The sequence below is a fragment of the Thermonema sp. genome (assembly GCF_026003375.1).
Lineage (GTDB): Bacteria > Bacteroidota > Bacteroidia > Cytophagales > Thermonemataceae > Thermonema > Thermonema rossianum.
The window spans coordinates 625,981-644,024 of sequence record NZ_BPHD01000002.1; the positions used below are offsets into that span (position 1 = coordinate 625,981).

Genomic DNA, 18,044 nt, shown 5'->3' on the forward strand with positions numbered 1-18,044 from the left:
AAGAATTATGTATCATAACATATCGTCCAAAAGCTTGATAGTCATCACGGGCGGCACCAAAGGCATCGGGCGTGCTTTGGTAGAGCGTTTTGCTGCCGAAGGCTACGATATAGCTACTTGCAGCCGCAACCAAAGTGAACTCTTGCAGTTAAAAGAAACCATAGAAAATAAATACTCCGTTGCTTGCCACGTACAGCAGGCAGACCTGTCTCAAACAGAAGACTGTTTGGCTTTTGCCGATTTTGCAGCCCGGCTCGACACTGCACCGGCTGCCGTGGTGCACAATGCAGCGGTTTTCCGTGTGAAGCCCCTGATGGAAGAATCGCACGATGCTTTGCAGCAGATGCTTCAAACCAATGTAGTGAGTGCGCATATCATCAACCGGCGTTTGCTGCCCCTCATGATAGCGCAGCGGCAGGGGCACCTTTTTTTCATCGCATCGGTAGCCAGTCTGCGCGGCTTCGACAACTGTGGCGCTTATGTAACTGCCAAACATGCCCTTTTGGGCATGGCGCGAGCACTGCGCGAAGAGTTGAAAACAGCAGGCTTGCGCGTTACTGCTGTGATGCCGGGCGCTACCTATACCAACAGCTGGGCCGGGGCAGACATCGACGAGCACCGCTTGATGCCTCCCGAAGATGTGGCCCGGGCCGTATGGGCTGCTTTTGCGTTGTCCGGGCGCAGTGTGGTAGAAGAGATATTGCTGCGTCCGCAATTAGGGGATTTGTAAAGTACGCGACAAAGGGCGCTGCGGCAAAGCGGGCTGCTGCAACAACTGAAATAGCGTTTTTAACAGATGTTGCCGGCATTCTACGCAGGCAGGGCGTCTTTGCAAAGCCCCTACCTGCCGTATGAGCTCCATCTTTTGCTCCTCGGAAGCGGGCAGGGTCATTATTGTTTGCGACAACTGCTGCAGTTGAAGGGCAGACAAGGGTTTGCCTGTCAGGTGGCTTAACCAAAGCACTTGCCACCATTCTGCAAGCCGGGCATACGACGGTATGGTTGCCGGCAAGGGCAGCAGCCGGCGCCGGGGGGCTTGTGGTACTTCACCGGCCTTAGAAAGGCGGTATTCTTCGCTCAACGGTGGTAAATCTATACCGCTTTTTCTGACATAAACCCGCGATTTCTGCTGCACCATCTTCAGGTATTTCAGTGCTTCGTATTGATAGGGCAGCGCCTGTTGTGGTTTTGCCAAACGCAAATACTTCTCCGACTCCCACATGGCAGCCAATGCTTTTTTTAAGGTATCGCGCGTGGCCGGATCGAGGAAAGTATTGATTTCGCTCAAATCATGGACATGCCGGTAGGCCGCCAAAAGGTCGGCTTGCTCGCCTTCTGCATGCTCGTGCCCCTCATGATGATGCTCTTCATGCTCATGCCCGTGGTGTTCATCGTCCGCTTCTTCTGTGGTTTCTTCGTGTTTGGTTGTGGGCGAAGCAGCCAGGTAGTCTTCTTCTCCCAAAAACTTACCATAACGCATGCGCAATGCTTTTTGGTCAAAGGCTATGTTTTGCGAACGTTGGCGGAAGGCTGCTTCCGGCAGTTGCTTATGCACGCGCAGCAGCTCCTCCGTATCTATGATAATTTGCCGTTGGCTTCTGAAATACTCAGGTAAACGGTTCACCCCTACTCCAAAGCCTTCTGCCGCAAGCACTTGTGCACTGGTGTCTTCCATCGTCAAACGAAGCACAGGCAGCTGCGTTACTTGAGATACGGGTTTTTTGTTGTCGCGCACCCATACACTTACAAACACCTCATCGCCCCAGGCAGCCCCCCACTCAAGTGGTGCCAGATGTAGCGATGCCCGCTGATGGCGTTTGTTCAAGACAGTTATGGACAGTGGTAGCGCCTTTTCATAAAAACTCACCTGCTCGCCCGTACCACGTGCAATGGTCAGAGTGGCTTGGATCGACTCAATACCAAAATCGTCGGTAGCTTCCAGAATCCATTGATAAGCCGGTTCTTTACCGGGCCGGTAAGGCACAAATATATCAGTTTGCGTAAGCGACAGCCAATATCCACGCGGCAGGCTATCGGGTAGCAGTGTCATCTGGCGGGCATCGGCAATGAAAAGGCTGTCTTGATAAAGTAATTGCAATTGATACAAGCCGCTTTTTTCCGGCTGCCAGTGCAGGCTATAGTGGCAGGGCGTATTTCTACGCAAAAACAAAGTGTCCGTGAAATTGAACAGCAAGTAGGCTTTTTGCAGGCTATCGGATGCACTTACTTTTACATGCAGGCTGCTGCCCTCTATGAGCTGAAAGTGCTCTTTGGTTTCACGTGCGGCCGTTTTCCCTGTATAAGCAGGCGGGAAAACCGTCCACTCCGCGGCAACGGATAAACGCCCGGTATCCAAAGCCGCCACAACCGGCTCTTGTGCTTCTTTTGTGGTTGCCTTCACGGAAGGCCTGCCATGTACTGCCCATATAAACAAGCACGACAACAGACAAAGCCCGCTCCACCACATCCAAGAGCGCCGGGCATATGGATACGGCACCGTGTCAATGGCTGCCAAACGCGGTTCTATGCGTTCATAGAGCAAGCGGTAAAAGACCGTACTGTTGGGCACCCTTAAAAAATGCAGGCTATGCTCCAACTCCGGATGGCTTTTGTGCAAGCAATCGATAAGTGCCCTGTAAGAAAGGTAGTTATGTGGCAGATGCAAAGCCCCAAAAAGAAGCACTGACACGATGGCAACCCACACAAGCCCCTCCATGTCATGTATGGTCAACAGATGCATGAAAGCAGCCGACAGCCCCGTGATGCCCCCACTCCAAGCAATCATATGCAGGCAATAATGCATCACGCGCTTTCTGTGTAAATGGCGCAGCTTATTCTGTACCTCTCTGCTCATAAGCAAACCAGCCTACATCAATGATACATAAAACAATGGCAAGCCAAAGCAGACAAGGTGCCAAACGGACAGGCAGCCGTACCTGTGCCTTGCTCTCTTGTATGCTTTGCAACACAGCAGGGGGCGTGATAACCGTTTCGGGCAAGGTCTGCCGGCGCCGAACGGCCACTTGCCACAGTTCCTTTTTCAGCAGCTCATACTCATCGGCAGGCAATCCACCGGGCAAACACCGCAATTGCCAATAGCCTGTTTGCTGCGCAAAGCACCACAAAGAAGCATCGGCTGCTTGCTTTCTTATGCCGGCACTACAAGCGGCCGGTGGGGCTTGCTCGCTCCACCACACATCAACAACAGGCAACTGTCCGCTTTCTTCTACCGGATAAAAGGTTACCGTCACATGGTATGGTTTGAACGCCTCTTCAAAAAAGCGGTGCCATTGCAAAGTGTCGCCGGCCGTGTCGTCATCATAAACGACTACCCACGAAAGATGCAAGCTCTGCTCTTCTGCTGCCTCCACTCTTTCGAATGAAAGCAAAGGATAGGGCGTCTTTTGAAAGTAGCGGGCTTTGTCAAAATAAAAGACGGTATCGCTGTAGTCGGGCAGCAGGAAGTGCCAATGCACCTTGTTCCGGTAAGCCGGCAACATATCTGCCCACCGGCTGCTTTCAAGTCCGGCAATTGCATGCACCGGGCGCTGCGCTGCCAGGCTATCCAACAGCGGAAGAAAAAACACATAATCGGTGGCGCCGGCATCGTGTTTTTCTTTCAACGGTAAGTTCAACAAGGGGAAACCATCGCTCAAACGGCGTATTTCCGCCTCTTTACCCTGCTTGAGCGAGTCGAGCAGATGGTGTAAACGAGCATAATTGTAATACGACACAGGCAGCAGATCATTGCTTACCAGTATCCAAGATGCTTGATTTTGATGCCCGGCGCGGTAATACCACACCGGCTGTGCCAGTGCCAAAACTATGCATGCCGTAAAAAGCATGCGCAGCAATAAGCGTATTTTGTCTTGCAACTGAAAACTTTGAAAACGCCGGCTCTCTTCATCCTCAAAAAAACGCAAAGAGCCCACCCATACCTCTTTGGCTTGTCGTTTGCTCAGCCAATGGATAGCCACCGGCACCCCTACGGCACCCAATGCCCACAACCAAGAAGCTGCCATCCATTGCAACATAAATGCATTTATTGTTTACGTTTCAAGATGATAACGCTGCCGTTGCGGTCAAAGTTGTGCCAATACATATGACTTTCAGAAAAACGAACGGGCAGCTGCAGGCGCTTCTCTTTACGGACAACAGGCAAAGAAAATTGCAGTTCCAGACGGCGCGGCAACACACGCCGGCGCCACCGTCCACGCAGCAGGCGCACGCCGCCCGGCAGGCGGCATTCAAAGCCCCCGCCGGACTGAAGTTCGATGCTCAATTGGCGCCCCACCTGTTGCGCGAGCTCCCCCACCACAGCTTCTTCCATACCCAACAAACGCAATATAAACAAGGCATCGCCTACCCGCTGCAAGTGCCTGTTTTGCACCCGCTCCGGCTGCCACTGCCCTTGCCACCGGCGTGGATGGGGACTGCACGCACACACACATAACACAAGCAAAAGAAAACTCAAAAAATAAGACGTCCGCATGGGGAATTCCAATGTATTTTTGTATTTTTTCAGTAAACAGCAACAACAAACCAAAATACAGATTAAAAATGAAATGCACCCTTATATTAGACAAAAGCGGCTCCATGATTATCAGGGACCAAAAGGGCGGGCGCTCGCGTTGGGAAGCCTGCAAAGAAGCTACCATTGCCTTGGCATATAAATGCGAAGAAAAAGACCCCAACGGCATGACACTCTACACCTTCTCCGGGCGCTTCAAGCGCTACGACAACGTAACGGCGGCACGAGTGAGCGAAGTGTATGAAGAAAATGAACCGGGCGGCGGCACCGATCTGGCAGCCGTATTGCAAGACGCACTACAACAGGTGGAAAACCGTTGGAAAAACGGCAGCACCGAGCAAGAGCTGATATTGGTCGTAACCGACGGCGAACCCGACGACCACCAGGCTGTGGTCAATACCATCATTCATTTCTCGCAGAAAGTAAAAAGCCAAATGGATGTAGCCATCTCCTTCATACAAGTAGGCACGGACCCGGCCGCCACGGCTTTCCTGAAAGCATTAGATGACGATTTGGTGAAGGCCGGTGCCGCTCACGACATTGTAGATACGGTGACCCTGGAAGAAATGGAAGAATATTCGCTCACGCAAATCATGGAAAAGGCATTCACTGACTAAAATGCTGTGTTTCGCGCTGGCGCAAAGCTTCATACAGCACCACGCCGGCTGAGACTGACACATTCAGCGAAGATACTTTCCCTCGCATGGGAATTTGGGCGAAGGCGTCGGCCAGTTGCAACAGCTCACGCGATATGCCCTTTTCTTCTGACCCCAACACAATAACCGAAGGCAAACGATAGTCCACCGCATAATGTGGACTATCTTCTTTTTCGGTGCACGCCACGAGCTGCAAGCCGCTGTCTTTTAAAAAGCGGGCTGTTTTCACCAGGCTTTGCACACGGCACACAGGCACATGCATCAAAGCACCGGCGGAGGTCTTTACTGCGTCTTGATTGATGCGCGCAGCCCCTTTTTCACCTATCACGATGGCATGCACCCCCACCGCCTCGGCTGTGCGCGCAATCGCACCAAAATTGCGCACATCGTTGACCTTGTCGAGCATCAGCAGAAGGGGCACTTCACCGTTGCCAAAAGCAGCGTCTAAGATGTGGTCCAGGTTGGCAAAAGCAATGGGGGCAATAAAAGCCAGCACACCTTGGTGGCTCCCTTTGGGCACCAGCTTTTGTATTTTCGAGCGCGGCACACGCACTACCGGAATACGGTGCTCACGCGCCGCCTGCCACAGCTCCTGCAGCTGTGCCGACTTGCCGCCCTCTTGCTGCACCCATATTTTATCGATGCTTTGCCCCGCTTCTATGGCTTCAAGCACGGCATGAAAGCCGTAGATTAACTCCAATTCTTCACTCATAGTATTTGTGTTTGGAATGCGCAAGTTAGCAAAATCTGCCTGCTTACAAGGAAGCGGCAGTGCCTTCTGCCCATGCTGCTATGAGCTGCTTCATTTCAGCCTGAAGGTGTGCTCCCTTATCATCGGCATACCATTTATGCAGCTTTTCGGCAAACTGCCAAAAGTCTTCCGTCGGATTGGCTTTGTAAGCCATCACCATTTCTTGCGCCGGGCGGGGACGGGGCCCCCATGTGCCCAACTCTTCCCAATCACTCTTGCGAATGCAAATAAGTTTGGGGATGGCTCTTCCGCCATTGGTCAGGTAGTGATCCATGATGCCGGGATGCTCGTCGCGCAGCAGCAGACGCAAATCAATCTTGGGATTTTCTTTCGCCATTAAGTAAAGAAAAGGCACGTTTTGTGCGGCATCGCCACACCATGGCTCGGTAAGCACCACCCAGTAGCATTCATCATGCACCGACTGCAACAGGCGCCGCAAGTCTTCATCTATTTTTCCGATTTTATGGATGCGCTCCATACGACGGCGGTTCATGCGCGTATAGTGCACCATTTCTTCGCTTTGGTTGTCGCCGGTGGTTTTTCCTTGTGCCAGCAGCTCGTCCATAAAGCGCACATAGCCTTCGTATGTAAAGGCTTGGTCAAGCACTGGCGGTTGAATGACTGCATTTTTCATGAGTAAAAAGTATTGTGAAGGTTGTATAAAAAATCAAGCTTGGCGCCCCAAACGGCGTAAATAAAGCTGCACGGTGTTTTCTAAGCCAAAATAAAGTGCATCGCTAATCAGGGCGTGGCCAATGGATACTTCATCTAAAAAAGGAATCTGCTCTTTCAAATATGCCAGGTTGTCCAAGTTCAAATCGTGTCCGGCATTGAGCCCCAAGCCCAAATCACGGGCGGCGGCGGCGGCTTTCAAATAAGGGGCAATGGCTGCTTCCCGGTCTTGCTCATACAAACGGGCATAAGGCTCGGTATAAAGTTCCACGCGGTCGGCGCCTACTTTTGCAGCCCCTTCTACCATACGTTCGTCGGGGTCCACGAAAATAGATACGCGGATGCCCGCCTCTTTGAGCCGGGCTACCACTTTTTTCAAAAAACCGGCATGGGCAACGGTGTCCCATCCTGCATTGGATGTAAGCGCATCGGGCGGGTCGGGCACCAAGGTTACCTGTGTGGGCTTCACCTCCAAAACCAAATCCATAAAACGCTCAATGGGGTTGCCCTCTATGTTGAACTCGGTAGTAAGCACCTCTTTCAAAGCATACACATCGGCATAGCGGATATGCCGCTCATCGGGGCGGGGGTGTACCGTAATGCCGTCGGCACCAAAGGACTCTATGTCAACAGCCGCCCGGATGACGTCCGGCACATTGCCGCCGCGTGCATTCCGGAGCGTAGCAATCTTGTTGATATTTACGCTGAGTTTGGTTTCTTTCATCATGCTCGTAAAGTTCTACTGTTGCTTTTTTTGTATATTAAACAACAAATTTAGATGCTTAAAAAGTTTTAAGGCGATGGACTGGCTTTCAATCATGGCACAAATCAGCGGAACCAACGATCCGGTTACTTATGCCATTCCGGTGTTCATTCTGCTCATGGTCATTGAGATATGGATTGACCTCAAAGAGAAATTGCAGCTGTATGAATTCAAAGAAGCTGCGGCCTGTCTGGCAATGGGCTTGGGTTCTTTGGTTATCAACCTCTTTGTCAAGGCTTTTTATTTTTACGTTTTCTGGAAAATATACGAGCATACGGGCTTTTTCAAAGAGCAATTGAGCTTCACCGTCATGGGTTGGGTGCTATTGCTTTTTGCCGATGATTTTTCATTTTACTGGCATCACCGTTTAAGCCACGAAGTGCGTTTATTGTGGGCAGCCCATTCCAATCATCACTCTTCGCAAGACTATAACTTTGCCGTAGCCCTGCGCCAAAGCTGGACAGAAGGATTTTATAAGTTTTTGTTTTATGCTTGGTTGCCTGTGCTGGGTTTTCATCCGCTGATGGTATTCAGCATGGTGTCCATCAGCCTGATTTATCAATTCTTTTTGCACACTCAGGTGGTTAAGAAATTGCCGGCATGGGTAGAGTTTATTTTCAATACACCTTCGCATCATCGCGTACACCATGGGGTCAATCTGCAATATTTAGACAAGAACCACGCGGGCATTTTCATCATTTGGGACCGCTTGTTTGGCACCTTTGAACCGGAAGACGAAGCGGTGGTGTACGGGCTCACCAAAAATATCGACACAAAGAATCCGGTAAAAATAGCTGTTGCCGAATTCAAGGCGTTGTGGGAAGATGTCAGGCGGGCGCCCACTTGGAAAGACAAACTCAAATACATTTTTTATCCGCCGGGCTGGAGCCACGACGGAAGCAGCCTTACAGTAAAAGAAATCATGCGCCGCCGGCAGAAGTCCGAGGACAATCATCATCCGTCCACGGCATAGCCGGGTCCTTCGTCAAAGAAGCGATAGGTTTCCGGAATGGCTTCTTGCAGGTTCACTTGTTTGCCTTCGCCTTGCACCGGTGCCCCTTCCATAGGGGTGTACACAGCGTCTGCACCTAAAGAGTAACTTACAGGCACCTTATCCGACGGAAAGATGGCACCTTCCGGACACACTTCTGCACACTCGTGACAATCGATGCAGGTATAGGGGTCGATGAAAGCCCGCCGCCATGGTGTGTGCGATGGCGGCACTACAATACACTCTACCGGACATACCTCTTGGCATTCGCCGGTGCGCTTGCATAGCCCTGTGACAACATAGGTCATAACAACAAATATTTTATAATGAACATCTTACGGTTCGTTTATGGCTAAGGTTTTCTTATTGCCCGGCTTTGTGTATTAAAGTTTCAAAAAAAAAAGAGCGGGCTTTTTGTCCCGCTCTCACAAAGCAACGGACTATTGCCGTGCACTACTCTACCGGCACATGTTCCAGCAACGAATGTTCGGTCATTTCAGCCGGCGCTTCCAATCCCATCAATTCCAAAATAGTAGGCGCCACATTGCCTAAAATGCCATCTTTCAGCGTGCCCTTAAAGGTTTCGTCTATCAACACACAAGGCACCAAGTTGGTAGTGTGTGCCGTATTGGGGCTTCCATCTTCATTAATCATGTATTCGGCGTTGCCATGGTCGGCAATGATCAAAGGCGTGTAGCCGTGCGCAAGTGCCGTTTCTACTACTGCCTTGGCGCACTCGTCCACCACTTCACAGGCTTTCACTGCGGCTTCGAATACACCGGTATGCCCCACCATATCAGGGTTGGCAAAGTTCAGACAAACAAAATGAGCTTCTTCTTTCTTTAACTCTTCAATGATGGCGTCGCGCACCTGGTAAGCACTCATTTCAGGCTTCAGGTCATAGGTAGGCACCTTGGGCGAAGGGCACAAGATGCGCTTTTCGCCTTCAAAGGGCTCTTCGCGCCCACCGGAAAAGAAGAAAGTAACATGGGGATACTTTTCGGTTTCGGCAATGCGTATCTGCCTCAGCCCTGCCTTGGCAATGACTTCGCCCAACGAATTCTGTATGTTGTCTTTTTCAAAAATCACATGCACGCCCTCAAAAGTATCGTCATAGGGGGTCATGGTCACATAGAACAGGGGCATTTTGTACATCTCATAATCGGGGAAGTCTTGCTGTGTCAGTGCCATGGTAATTTGGCGTCCGCGGTCTGTGCGGAAGTTGAAACAACACACAGCATCTTCCGGTTGGATGCAGCCCACAGGATGGTTTTCTTCGTCCACGCAAACAATGGGCTCAAGAAATTCATCGGTGATGCCTTCTTCATAGGAAGCGCGTATGGCAGCCAACGGGTCACGTGTGGGCAAGCCAATACCATGTACCAAAAGGTCATAAGCTTTTTTCACTCTTTCCCAACGCTTGTCGCGGTCCATGGCATAGTAGCGCCCGACAATGGAAGCCAAGCGGGCGCCGGTTTCGCGACAATGATTCAACAAGTCCTCTATAAAATGCACGCCACTTTTGGGGTCTGTGTCGCGCCCATCGGTGAAAGCATGCACCAACACGGAGATGCCTTCTTTACGTAAGATGCTTATGAGTGCTTTTAAGTGCTCTATGTGAGCATGCACACCACCATCCGAAACCAATCCAATAAGGTGGGCCGGTTTGTTGTGCTCTTTACAATAGCGAATCATGTCCTGTACTGCCGGACGGCTTGCCAAGCTGCCTTCTTCAATGGCTTTGTTGATGCGCACAAGGTCTTGATACACAATGCGCCCGGCACCGATATTCATATGCCCCACCTCGGAATTGCCCATCTGCCCTTCAGGTAAGCCCACAGCCAAACCGGATGCTTGTAATTTACTGTTCGGGTAGTGCTGCATAATATGGTCAAAAAAAGGTGTATGGGCTTGCGCAATGGCCGACACCTGCGGGTTATCGCCCAATCCCCAACCGTCAAGAATAATAAGTATTACCTTTTTCATGAAGCTATATTCATTTGATTATTGAAATTTATACAAATATACGGCATCCATCCTAAAAGTTTTTTTTCGTAAATCGGTGATATTTTTTATGTTGGTACGGTTTTGGTGTTTGTATTTGGTGAAGTTATCATTATCAAAATCGGCACGAAGCGATGGCAATGCCTAAAATTATTATTCTGTTATTCGGCTTTTTCTTTTTTCATACTGCCTCGCCGGACTACTCCCGGCAAGATACCGTGCTGGAAGAGATAGAACGCACCTTCCGCATAGGCAGTGCCCGTGAGCTCTCGCGCTACTTCAATGAAGTAGTAGAGCTTTCTATCAACGATACGCGTGCTACCTACAGCAAGAGTCAGGCAGAGTTTATCATGCGTGATTTTTTCAAGAACTATCCGCCCAAGAGCGAAGGGGTAGAAGTGTTTCATCAAGGCAGTTATCAACAATCACTGGTATATAGTATTCTGCGCTATCAGTCTTCGCAAAAGAGATTTCGCGTATTCATCAAACTAAAAGAATACCGTCAACGCTACCTTATCGACAGCATCACCATTTCGGAAGAGTAGTCAATTTACAAGAGGGGCACCAAGGTCACTCTGCGGTTCAAGCGCCGCCCGGCTTCGGTCTCATTCGTAGCCACAGGCTTGCGGTCTGCCATGGCATCCACTATCATGCGTTTTTCTTCTATGCCCTGCGCTTTCAAAAAAGTGCGCACGGCATACGCGCGCTCCATCGATAGTTTTTCGTTGCCCATTTCTTCTCTAAAAGAGCAAGTGTGCCCTTCTATCTTTAAAAATATTTCGGGGTGTTTCAAAAGAACTTCTGCAACTTGTTTGAGTTTCTTTTGGGCAGAATCGGACAAAAGGCTGCTTCCTTGTTCGAAGTAAATGCTGCTCTGTAATAGTTCTTTTTCCGCCCCGGTCAACGCTATATTTGCCTTGGGCGGCTTCACCTCCACCGGCTCACGGGTAAACACTATCACTTTGGGGGCTTCTTGCGGTTGGGTTTGGTTGCGTGCCGCTGACAGCCGGCGACGGCGTGATTTTTTCTTCAACTCAAAAGGTTTGATCCATGCTATCCCAAGCTCAAAAGCAGTAGGGTAGCCTTCTTTGCCTATGTTTACATCATAGCTGAATGAAATTTGATACTGTGCCTGCCGTAGGCGAAGACTTCCCATCAGATAGCTCCCCTGCCACCATGCTGCCATACCGATGGCGCCTTCTTTAAAGACCGGGCTCAAAGCAGGGAATGCACGATAATATTCAGCCCCCACACGCCACTGCTGACCTCCCGCTTGGTAAGTCCAACGAAGGGAAGGGAATACGGCACTTTCTCTGCTGTGCCAAGCCCTCAGCTTTAAAAAGGCAAACAGGCGTGGGGGCAATAAAACTGCCTGCCGGTAAAAAGACACATTGGGCTGATTGAGCGCAGCGCCACTCACGCCCAATTCAAAAAGCGGGGTGTTTTCTGCCGGGCGCTGCCTGCGAATAATCATGCCCGACTGAATGGCAGGATAGCCCACTTGTAAACGGCTGAAGTCCTCACCACTTAAAGCGGGTTCGCCCAGGACACCATTCAAGTATTGATATTCAGTGGAGATATTGCCTTCTTCTATGCGGCGCAAAAAATAGGCTGCCTGCATGCCGAAGCTTAACTTGGTTTCTTCGTTCAGAGGCATGGCATAGGCTAAAGAAAGCGCTATGCCGGTGTTTTTATATACAGATGTTCTGCCCAATTGCTCTTGCATAAAAGCAAGCCCTACGCCCCCCCAATGATGGGTTTGGTCTTTGTTAAACATTGGGTATTGAAACTGAAATGAGGGTAGGCGCAAACTATATCCATCGCCTATATATTGCCGGCGATACAGCAGCCGGGCACTCCCCCGCAGCTCACTCCCCACCGATGCCGGGTTAAGCCAAGAGGAAACCGCTTCTTGCTGTGTGAACAACTCGGCTTGAGCACCTGCCTCTTGACTTAGCAGCATGCATCCAAAGAGTGCTCCAATACAGAGGTATCGTAGCATTAGCGAATCAAGGTTAGCATACCATGGGTTTTCCCTTCTACATGCAAGGGTGCCCCACTCCGAAAGGTTCCTTTTATTTCCCAAAAATAAACATCCGGCGGTTGCGGCACACCTCTGTAGGTGCCGTCCCAGCCTTGCTGCATGGCAACCGTTACGTCGGCCGTTTCAAACACAAGGACGCCCTGCTTATTGTAGATGCGCAAATGGACGGTAGCAACGCCATCGCCTAATAAACGAAACACGTCGTTGCGTCCGTCGCCATTGGGCGAAAAAAGGGAAGGTAAAAACAATTTGCCTTCGGGCCGGGGCTGTACTTCTAAATACAAGGTATCGGCTGCACGACAGCCGTAATTATTTTCGCCAACCACTACTATAGGGACACCGGCAGTAGCTTTGACTTGCACTTGGCTTCCGATCGTATCTCCCACAATAATCGAGGCGGGTGTCCAATAGTAAAATTCTGCCCCCGTTGCGTTTAGTGTGATGGTGTCTCCTTCAAAAACCGAAGAGGCCGGCTTTTTGATTTTCACTTTGGGCGCAGGCAATAGTCTTGCCTGCACAGGTTTGCGGGCACTCTCGCATCCCTGCCATACCCAACTGACAAAAAGCGTTGTGTTTTCATTGAGCTGCTCTATCAGAAAAGTAGCTTCCCGGTAAGGCTCACCTTGTGGGTTTGTCAGGGGGGCAGTTGCTACGGGGCTGTCATACCACAAAAAAGAACCTTCGCCGGCAGGCAAGTCAAGAGGGGGCGCAGCCTGAACAACACACGGCTCCCCGGCACAAGCTGCTCCATTGATGGTTTCAGGCGAAGGCACACCGGTTGAAAAGTGCCATTGGTTGCGATCGTTGATGCCTACAAAAGCAAGAGCACCGGCAGCATAGAAAGCGGCCGTATCGACCAAAACATAATAAGGCTGCAGAGGCTCCAAGGCAAAGGGAAGTTCATAACGAACCTTATTGCTATCAACACGCATGCCTTCGCCGGCAGCCCAGATATGTACGGTATCTTTGTCTTTCAGCAAAAAAAGCGAACCGCCACCTGTACCAACCGATTGCGGAAACTCTATTTCCAAAACAGTTTCCAAGGGCACGCAATCGCCATAGGGGCTTTTCGCCGTATAAAACAACAAGTTTCGACGGGTGCGAAAGCGCCAACGATTGTTGCTGACAATGCCTTGAAAGACCTGACCTTGCTGCCCTATGACTGCTCCCGGTGAGATTTTCACCCATACTTCCGTATCCGGCGGCAACATGTCGGGCAAGTTTATCAACAAACGCTTGCCTTCTATCCACACCTCGTCATCGGCTATGCTTATTTCCTGCAGTACGCCGTTCGACGGATAGGCATAAAATGTTATTGTTCCACTCCCTTTTTGAATAGAGTCATTGAATTCTACCCAATAAATGGCATTGGGGTGCGCATCGTCCGTTCCGTGAGCAGGGAATGTTTGCACCACATCAAGCCCCCCGCCAAAGGCTGCCGGCATGCTCAAACATATAAAAAAAAGTAGTCTGTTTATCTGTATCATTCCGGATGATGCTTGTTGCCCAGTTCTTTGCTCTATTCTTTAATTCCGGAAACAGCCAGAAAGTAAAGTTTATCTGTCAACGATTTTCTTTTTCAGCCTCCCGCCGTTTTCTGATGAGCATCAAATCATCTTCGGTTGCCTCGGTGATAATCACCACCCGGTCGGGCACCACAATGGCCGTCGGGAAATACCGCTTAGCTTCTTTGTAAAGCTCGTAGGCTTCTTCCCGGCTGGCAAAGTCGCCCACCTTCACTCTATAATTTGGACGGCTGTATTCAAAATACACTTCATAATCCGGGTGAAAAAGGCTGTAGCATTTATTTTTTGCATTTACTGCCTCGCTTCTGTCGGGCGACACAAAAACCTGCACCCGGTAACCGGGCATTTCCTTACGCACTAAAATGCGCTTATAAGCAGACAATGCTCTGAAAATGGTTTCGGTGTCTTGGTGTAAAAAGACATTATTGCCGGAAATGCGTACACTTTGCCCGGAATCAGAAAAAAGAACGGGGTTGTAATCATAAACGGGGCGCACCTTAGCCAACAAAGTATCTACGGCAAGGTCCTTCTTCGCTTCGTTTTTCTGTGTTCTGCCATGAGGGGCACACCCCAAAAGAAGCGTTGCGAAAGCAATAAGCAGCAGGTAGCGCATAAATATGGCGTTTGATAATCAGACACTAATCTATAAAAAAAGAAGCAACCGGCAGTTGCCGGCTGCTTTCCAAGCTTCTATTCTTGAATAATCACGCAACGATTGTTTAAGATATCCTGCTCCACTTTTTTATACTTCACATCTTTGACCACCCGCCCGTCGTGGTAGCGCACAGTAACCTTATCGTTTCGTCCAATGGTTTTGGTTGATTGAATAGGTGCGGTTTTCTGCACCGGCGCCGGGTCATGGGCTTTGGGCTGTTCATCCAAAGCAGTGGGTTTTTGCTCTTTGAGCTTGGGCGCTTGCTCGCGTGGCGGGCGTGCTTCACGCACTTCGGCAGGCGCCTGCGGCAAGGTGGCTTTCATCAAAAAGCCGGTTACGTCGCGATTGATGCGTGCGAGCAAATCTTTAAACAACTCAAAAGCTTCAAACTTGTAGATGATGAGTGGGTCTTTCTGCTCGTGCACCGCCATTTGCACCGACTGGCGCAGGTCGTCCATCTCGCGCAGGTGCTCTTTCCATTCTTGGTCAATCAGGGCAAGCACGGTGGTGCGTTCCAAAGCACGTATCAGCTCCTTGCCCTCCGACTCCACGACCTTTTGAAAGTCCGCTGCTATGCGAATCAGTTTTTTATGGTCGGTAAAGACAATCTCTATGTTGCGCACGGTGTCGCCTATTTCCTTGTATTTTTCTTTCAGGAAAGGCATAATTTGTTGCAGCAGGCGCTGATTTTTTTCATCATAATGAGCACGGGCCTGTGCATAAAGCTTTCGTACCAAAGCAGCTACCTCTTCGCGTGCAAACTCTTCGGCTGTGATGGCGGGTTCAAAGCCAAAAGTAGCAATTACTTCCAGCTTAAAGTCCTCATAAGCGTCTTGGGCTTTCAGGGATTCTACTATCTCTTGGCACAGACCGGCAAACATTTGATTGATATCCACGTCGAGGCGATCGCCAAACAAAGCATGGCGGCGGCGTTTGTAAATGTGTTCACGCTGCACGTTCATGACATCATCATACTCAAGCAGGCGTTTACGAATGGCGAAGTTGTTTTCTTCTACCTTCTTTTGAGCTCGCTCGATGGACTTGCTCACCATGCTGCTTTGAATCACCTCGTTTTCGTTCATGCCCATGCGGTCCATGACTTTGGCGATGCGGTCCGAGCCAAACAAGCGCATGAGGTTGTCTTCCAAGCTGACGAAGAACTGCGAAGAACCGGGGTCGCCTTGGCGGCCGGCACGTCCACGCAGCTGGCGGTCTACCCGCCGCGACTCGTGGCGCTCGGTACCGATGATAGCCAAACCACCGGCGGCTTTGGCCTCGGGCGACAATTTGATGTCGGTACCACGCCCCGCCATGTTGGTAGCAATGGTGACGGCACCTGCTTGCCCGGCGTTGGCAACGATTTCAGCCTCCCGCTGGTGGTGCTTGGCGTTCAATACCTGATGCGGTATTTTGCGCAGCTGCAGCATGCGGCTGATGATTTCGGACATCTCCACGGAGGTGGTACCTACCAGCACAGGACGCCCTTTGGCGCGCATCTCCTCAATTTCGGCAATGACGGCATTGAGCTTGGCGCGCATGGTTTTATACACTTTATCGGGGCGGTCATCGCGAATTACCGGTTTGTTGGTAGGAATCACCACCACATCCAGACCGTAGATTTCGCGAAACTCGTCGGCTTCGGTTTCTGCCGTACCGGTCATACCTGCAAGTTTGTGATACATGCGGAAGTAATTCTGCAGGGTAATGGTAGCGTAGGTCTGTGTGGCGTCTTCTATTTTTACGTTCTCCTTGGCTTCCAGCGCTTGATGCAAGCCGTCGGAATAGCGACGCCCTTCCATGACACGCCCGGTCTGCTCATCTACAATTTTCACTTTGCCCTCGTCGATGATATAATCGACGTCTTTTTCAAAAAGACAGTAGGCTTTCAACAACTGATTGACGGCATGGATACGCTCCGCCTTGGTTTTATAGTCTTCAATGAGGGCTTCTTTCTTTTCTACTTTTTCTTGCGAGGAAAGCGCCGGGTCGTTTTCAATCTTGGCTATTTCGGTGCCTATGTCGGGCAACACGAAGAAATCGGGGTCTTCACCTGCTTTGGTGATGGCTTCCAACCCTTTTTCGGTCAGTTGCACCAGGTTGTTTTTCTCGTCAATAGTGAAGAAAAGCGGTGCATCTGCCTCGGGCATCAGCTTAGCGTTTTCCGCTAAATAAATGGCTTCTGTTTTTTGCAGTATCTTCTTAATGCCCGGTTCACTCAAATACTTAATCAAGGGGCGGTACTTGGGCAAGCCACGATAAGCACGGAACAGCGCCAATCCACCTTCTTTGGTGTCGCCGGCTTCTATTTTCTTCTTGGCTTCGTTCAGCAGCTGCGTGACCAAACGGCGCTGCTCGTTCACCAATGCCTCCACACGCGGCTTATAGGTGCGGTAGAGTTCCGACTGGTCGCCTTTGGGAATAGGTCCGGAAATGATAAGTGGTGTACGGGCTTCATCAATCAAGACGGAGTCCACCTCATCGACAATGGCATAGTGATGCCCACGCTGCACCATTTCTTCGGGCTGGCGCACCATGTTATCGCGCAGGTAGTCGAAACCAAACTCGTTGTTGGTACCGTAGGTAATGTCAGCCTCATAAGCCCGGCGACGCATGGGGGAATGTGGCGGATGTTTGTCAATACAATCCACGCGCAGACCGTGGAACTCATAAAGCGGTCCCATCCATTCGGCATCACGACGGGCAAGGTAGTCGTTGACCGTTACCAGGTGCACCCCTTTGCCGGCTAAGGCGTTCAGGAACACCGGCAAGGTGGCTACCAGCGTTTTACCCTCACCGGTTGCCATCTCGGCAATCTTGCCTTGATGCAAGACAACCCCCCCGATCAGCTGCACATCATAGTGCACCATGTCCCAGGTGATGCGGTTGCCGGCGGCCTCCCATGAGTTTTTCCAATAGGCTTTATCGCCTTCGATGCGCACGTAATCTTTGACGGCAGCCAACTCACGGTCAAAGTCGGTGGCAGTCACCTCCAACTCTTCGTTCTCCTTGAAACGCCGGGCTGTTTCTTTCACAATAGCAAAGCCCAAAGGCAGGCATTCGTCCAGAACTTTTTCCAGATGCTGCAGGCTTTGTTTTTCTATTTCGTCTATCTGACGGAACAGTGCCTCTTTTTGAGACAAGCTTTGCTCCGGCAGGGCGGCTGCCTCGTCGCGCAGCTTTTGTATTTGCTGCTCATAGGGCGCCAACTCTTGGCGGATGCGTTCCTGAATGGAACGTGTTTTTTCACGCAGCTCGTCGTTGCTCAAGGAAGAAAGCTTATTATACTCGGCGTTGATTTTTTCAACGTAAGGAAGCAATTTTTTCAGGTCTCGCTCTTTTTTCGAGCCAAAAATGGCGCTTAGCGCTTTTTCAACAATATTCGACATTGCTTATTCAAATTTTGAAGTTCGTTCGTTTACTATGAAAACACAAAATATAAGTGTATGAGTTT

16 protein-coding genes are annotated in these 18,044 nt (G+C 50.4%); 4 read left to right on the forward strand and 12 right to left on the reverse strand.

Features of this window, described 5'->3' with window-relative positions:
* The first annotated feature begins 7 nt into the window (after positions 1-7).
* Positions 8-730 carry an SDR family oxidoreductase gene (locus QVE43_RS07915; RefSeq protein ID WP_288005848.1) on the forward strand — a complete coding sequence of 241 codons (723 nt, stop codon included), beginning with the start codon at positions 8-10 and terminating at the stop codon, positions 728-730.
* On the opposite strand, the gene QVE43_RS07920 is transcribed toward QVE43_RS07915, so the two are convergent.
* Genes QVE43_RS07920 through QVE43_RS07930 form a run of 3 tightly spaced genes read right to left on the reverse strand, consistent with a single transcriptional unit; the run spans position 716 to position 4,492 of the window.
* Entirely contained in the window at positions 716-2,854 is a 2,139-nt protein-coding gene (locus QVE43_RS07920; RefSeq protein ID WP_288005850.1) for a hypothetical protein, read from the reverse strand. The two genes, QVE43_RS07915 and QVE43_RS07920, sit on opposite strands and share 15 nt — an antisense overlap.
* A complete protein-coding gene (locus QVE43_RS07925) occupies positions 2,832-4,034 on the reverse strand; it encodes a BatA domain-containing protein (RefSeq protein WP_288005853.1) in 1,203 nt (400 codons plus the stop codon). The genes QVE43_RS07920 and QVE43_RS07925 overlap by 23 nt, the downstream gene beginning before the upstream one ends.
* 8 nt (positions 4,035-4,042) lie before the next feature.
* Positions 4,043-4,492 (reverse strand): hypothetical protein, encoded by a 450-nt coding sequence (locus tag QVE43_RS07930; RefSeq protein WP_288005855.1) that lies wholly within the window; start codon positions 4,490-4,492, stop codon positions 4,043-4,045.
* Positions 4,493-4,560: 68 nt separating this feature from the next.
* On the opposite strand from QVE43_RS07930, the gene QVE43_RS07935 reads away from it, so the two are divergent.
* Complete coding sequence (locus QVE43_RS07935; RefSeq protein WP_038028298.1) at positions 4,561-5,148, forward strand: VWA domain-containing protein; 588 nt, start codon at positions 4,561-4,563, stop codon at positions 5,146-5,148.
* Here the strand turns inward: QVE43_RS07935 and rlmB are convergent.
* From rlmB to QVE43_RS07950, 3 genes are read right to left on the reverse strand one after another with little or no spacing between them, the layout of a single operon-like run.
* Positions 5,138-5,899 (reverse strand): 23S rRNA (guanosine(2251)-2'-O)-methyltransferase RlmB, encoded by a 762-nt coding sequence (gene rlmB / locus QVE43_RS07940; RefSeq protein WP_038028297.1) that lies wholly within the window; start codon positions 5,897-5,899, stop codon positions 5,138-5,140. The genes QVE43_RS07935 and rlmB overlap by 11 nt on opposite strands.
* Before the next feature lie 43 nt (positions 5,900-5,942).
* The gene (locus QVE43_RS07945; protein ID WP_288005860.1) at positions 5,943-6,572 is read right to left on the reverse strand and encodes a thioredoxin family protein; all 630 of its coding nucleotides are present in this window, start codon (positions 6,570-6,572) and stop codon (positions 5,943-5,945) included.
* 33 nt (positions 6,573-6,605) lie between these two features.
* On the reverse strand, positions 6,606-7,337 hold the full coding sequence (locus tag QVE43_RS07950) for a pyridoxine 5'-phosphate synthase (protein ID WP_245605262.1): 732 nt from the start codon (positions 7,335-7,337) through the stop codon (positions 6,606-6,608).
* A gap of 73 nt (positions 7,338-7,410) precedes the next feature.
* Here QVE43_RS07950 and QVE43_RS07955 point away from each other — a divergent pair, with 73 nt between their 5' ends.
* Positions 7,411-8,346, forward strand: a complete 936-nt coding sequence (locus QVE43_RS07955) for a sterol desaturase family protein (RefSeq protein WP_288005863.1) — start codon at positions 7,411-7,413, stop codon at positions 8,344-8,346.
* Here QVE43_RS07955 and QVE43_RS07960 read toward each other — a convergent pair.
* Together QVE43_RS07960 and gpmI are read right to left on the reverse strand one after the other, a co-directional pair.
* Positions 8,328-8,672 (reverse strand): 4Fe-4S binding protein, encoded by a 345-nt coding sequence (locus QVE43_RS07960; protein WP_288005866.1) that lies wholly within the window; start codon positions 8,670-8,672, stop codon positions 8,328-8,330. The genes QVE43_RS07955 and QVE43_RS07960 overlap by 19 nt on opposite strands.
* A gap of 145 nt (positions 8,673-8,817) precedes the next feature.
* A complete protein-coding gene (gene gpmI, locus QVE43_RS07965) occupies positions 8,818-10,350 on the reverse strand; it encodes a 2,3-bisphosphoglycerate-independent phosphoglycerate mutase (RefSeq protein WP_288005868.1) in 1,533 nt (510 codons plus the stop codon).
* Between the two features lie 152 nt (positions 10,351-10,502).
* Between gpmI and QVE43_RS07970 the strand changes: the two genes are divergently transcribed.
* A complete protein-coding gene (locus tag QVE43_RS07970) occupies positions 10,503-10,913 on the forward strand; it encodes a DUF4783 domain-containing protein (RefSeq protein ID WP_038028292.1) in 411 nt (136 codons plus the stop codon).
* Positions 10,914-10,918: 5 nt separating this feature from the next.
* Here the strand turns inward: QVE43_RS07970 and QVE43_RS07975 are convergent, their stop codons facing one another.
* The 4 genes from QVE43_RS07975 to secA all read right to left on the reverse strand — a co-directional run bounded on the left by QVE43_RS07975 (position 10,919) and on the right by secA (position 17,979).
* Positions 10,919-12,370, reverse strand: a complete 1,452-nt coding sequence (locus QVE43_RS07975) for a PorP/SprF family type IX secretion system membrane protein (RefSeq protein WP_288005872.1) — start codon at positions 12,368-12,370, stop codon at positions 10,919-10,921.
* A complete protein-coding gene (locus QVE43_RS07980) occupies positions 12,370-13,899 on the reverse strand; it encodes a gliding motility-associated C-terminal domain-containing protein (protein ID WP_288005874.1) in 1,530 nt (509 codons plus the stop codon). The genes QVE43_RS07975 and QVE43_RS07980 overlap by 1 nt, the downstream gene beginning before the upstream one ends.
* A gap of 76 nt (positions 13,900-13,975) precedes the next feature.
* The gene (locus QVE43_RS07985) at positions 13,976-14,551 is read right to left on the reverse strand and encodes an SPOR domain-containing protein (protein WP_288005877.1); all 576 of its coding nucleotides are present in this window, start codon (positions 14,549-14,551) and stop codon (positions 13,976-13,978) included.
* A 77-nt stretch (positions 14,552-14,628) separates the two neighbouring features.
* Positions 14,629-17,979: a preprotein translocase subunit SecA gene (gene secA, locus QVE43_RS07990; RefSeq protein ID WP_288005879.1), complete on the reverse strand. Its 3,351-nt coding sequence runs from the start codon at positions 17,977-17,979 to the stop codon at positions 14,629-14,631.
* Positions 17,980-18,044: the final 65 nt, after the last annotated feature.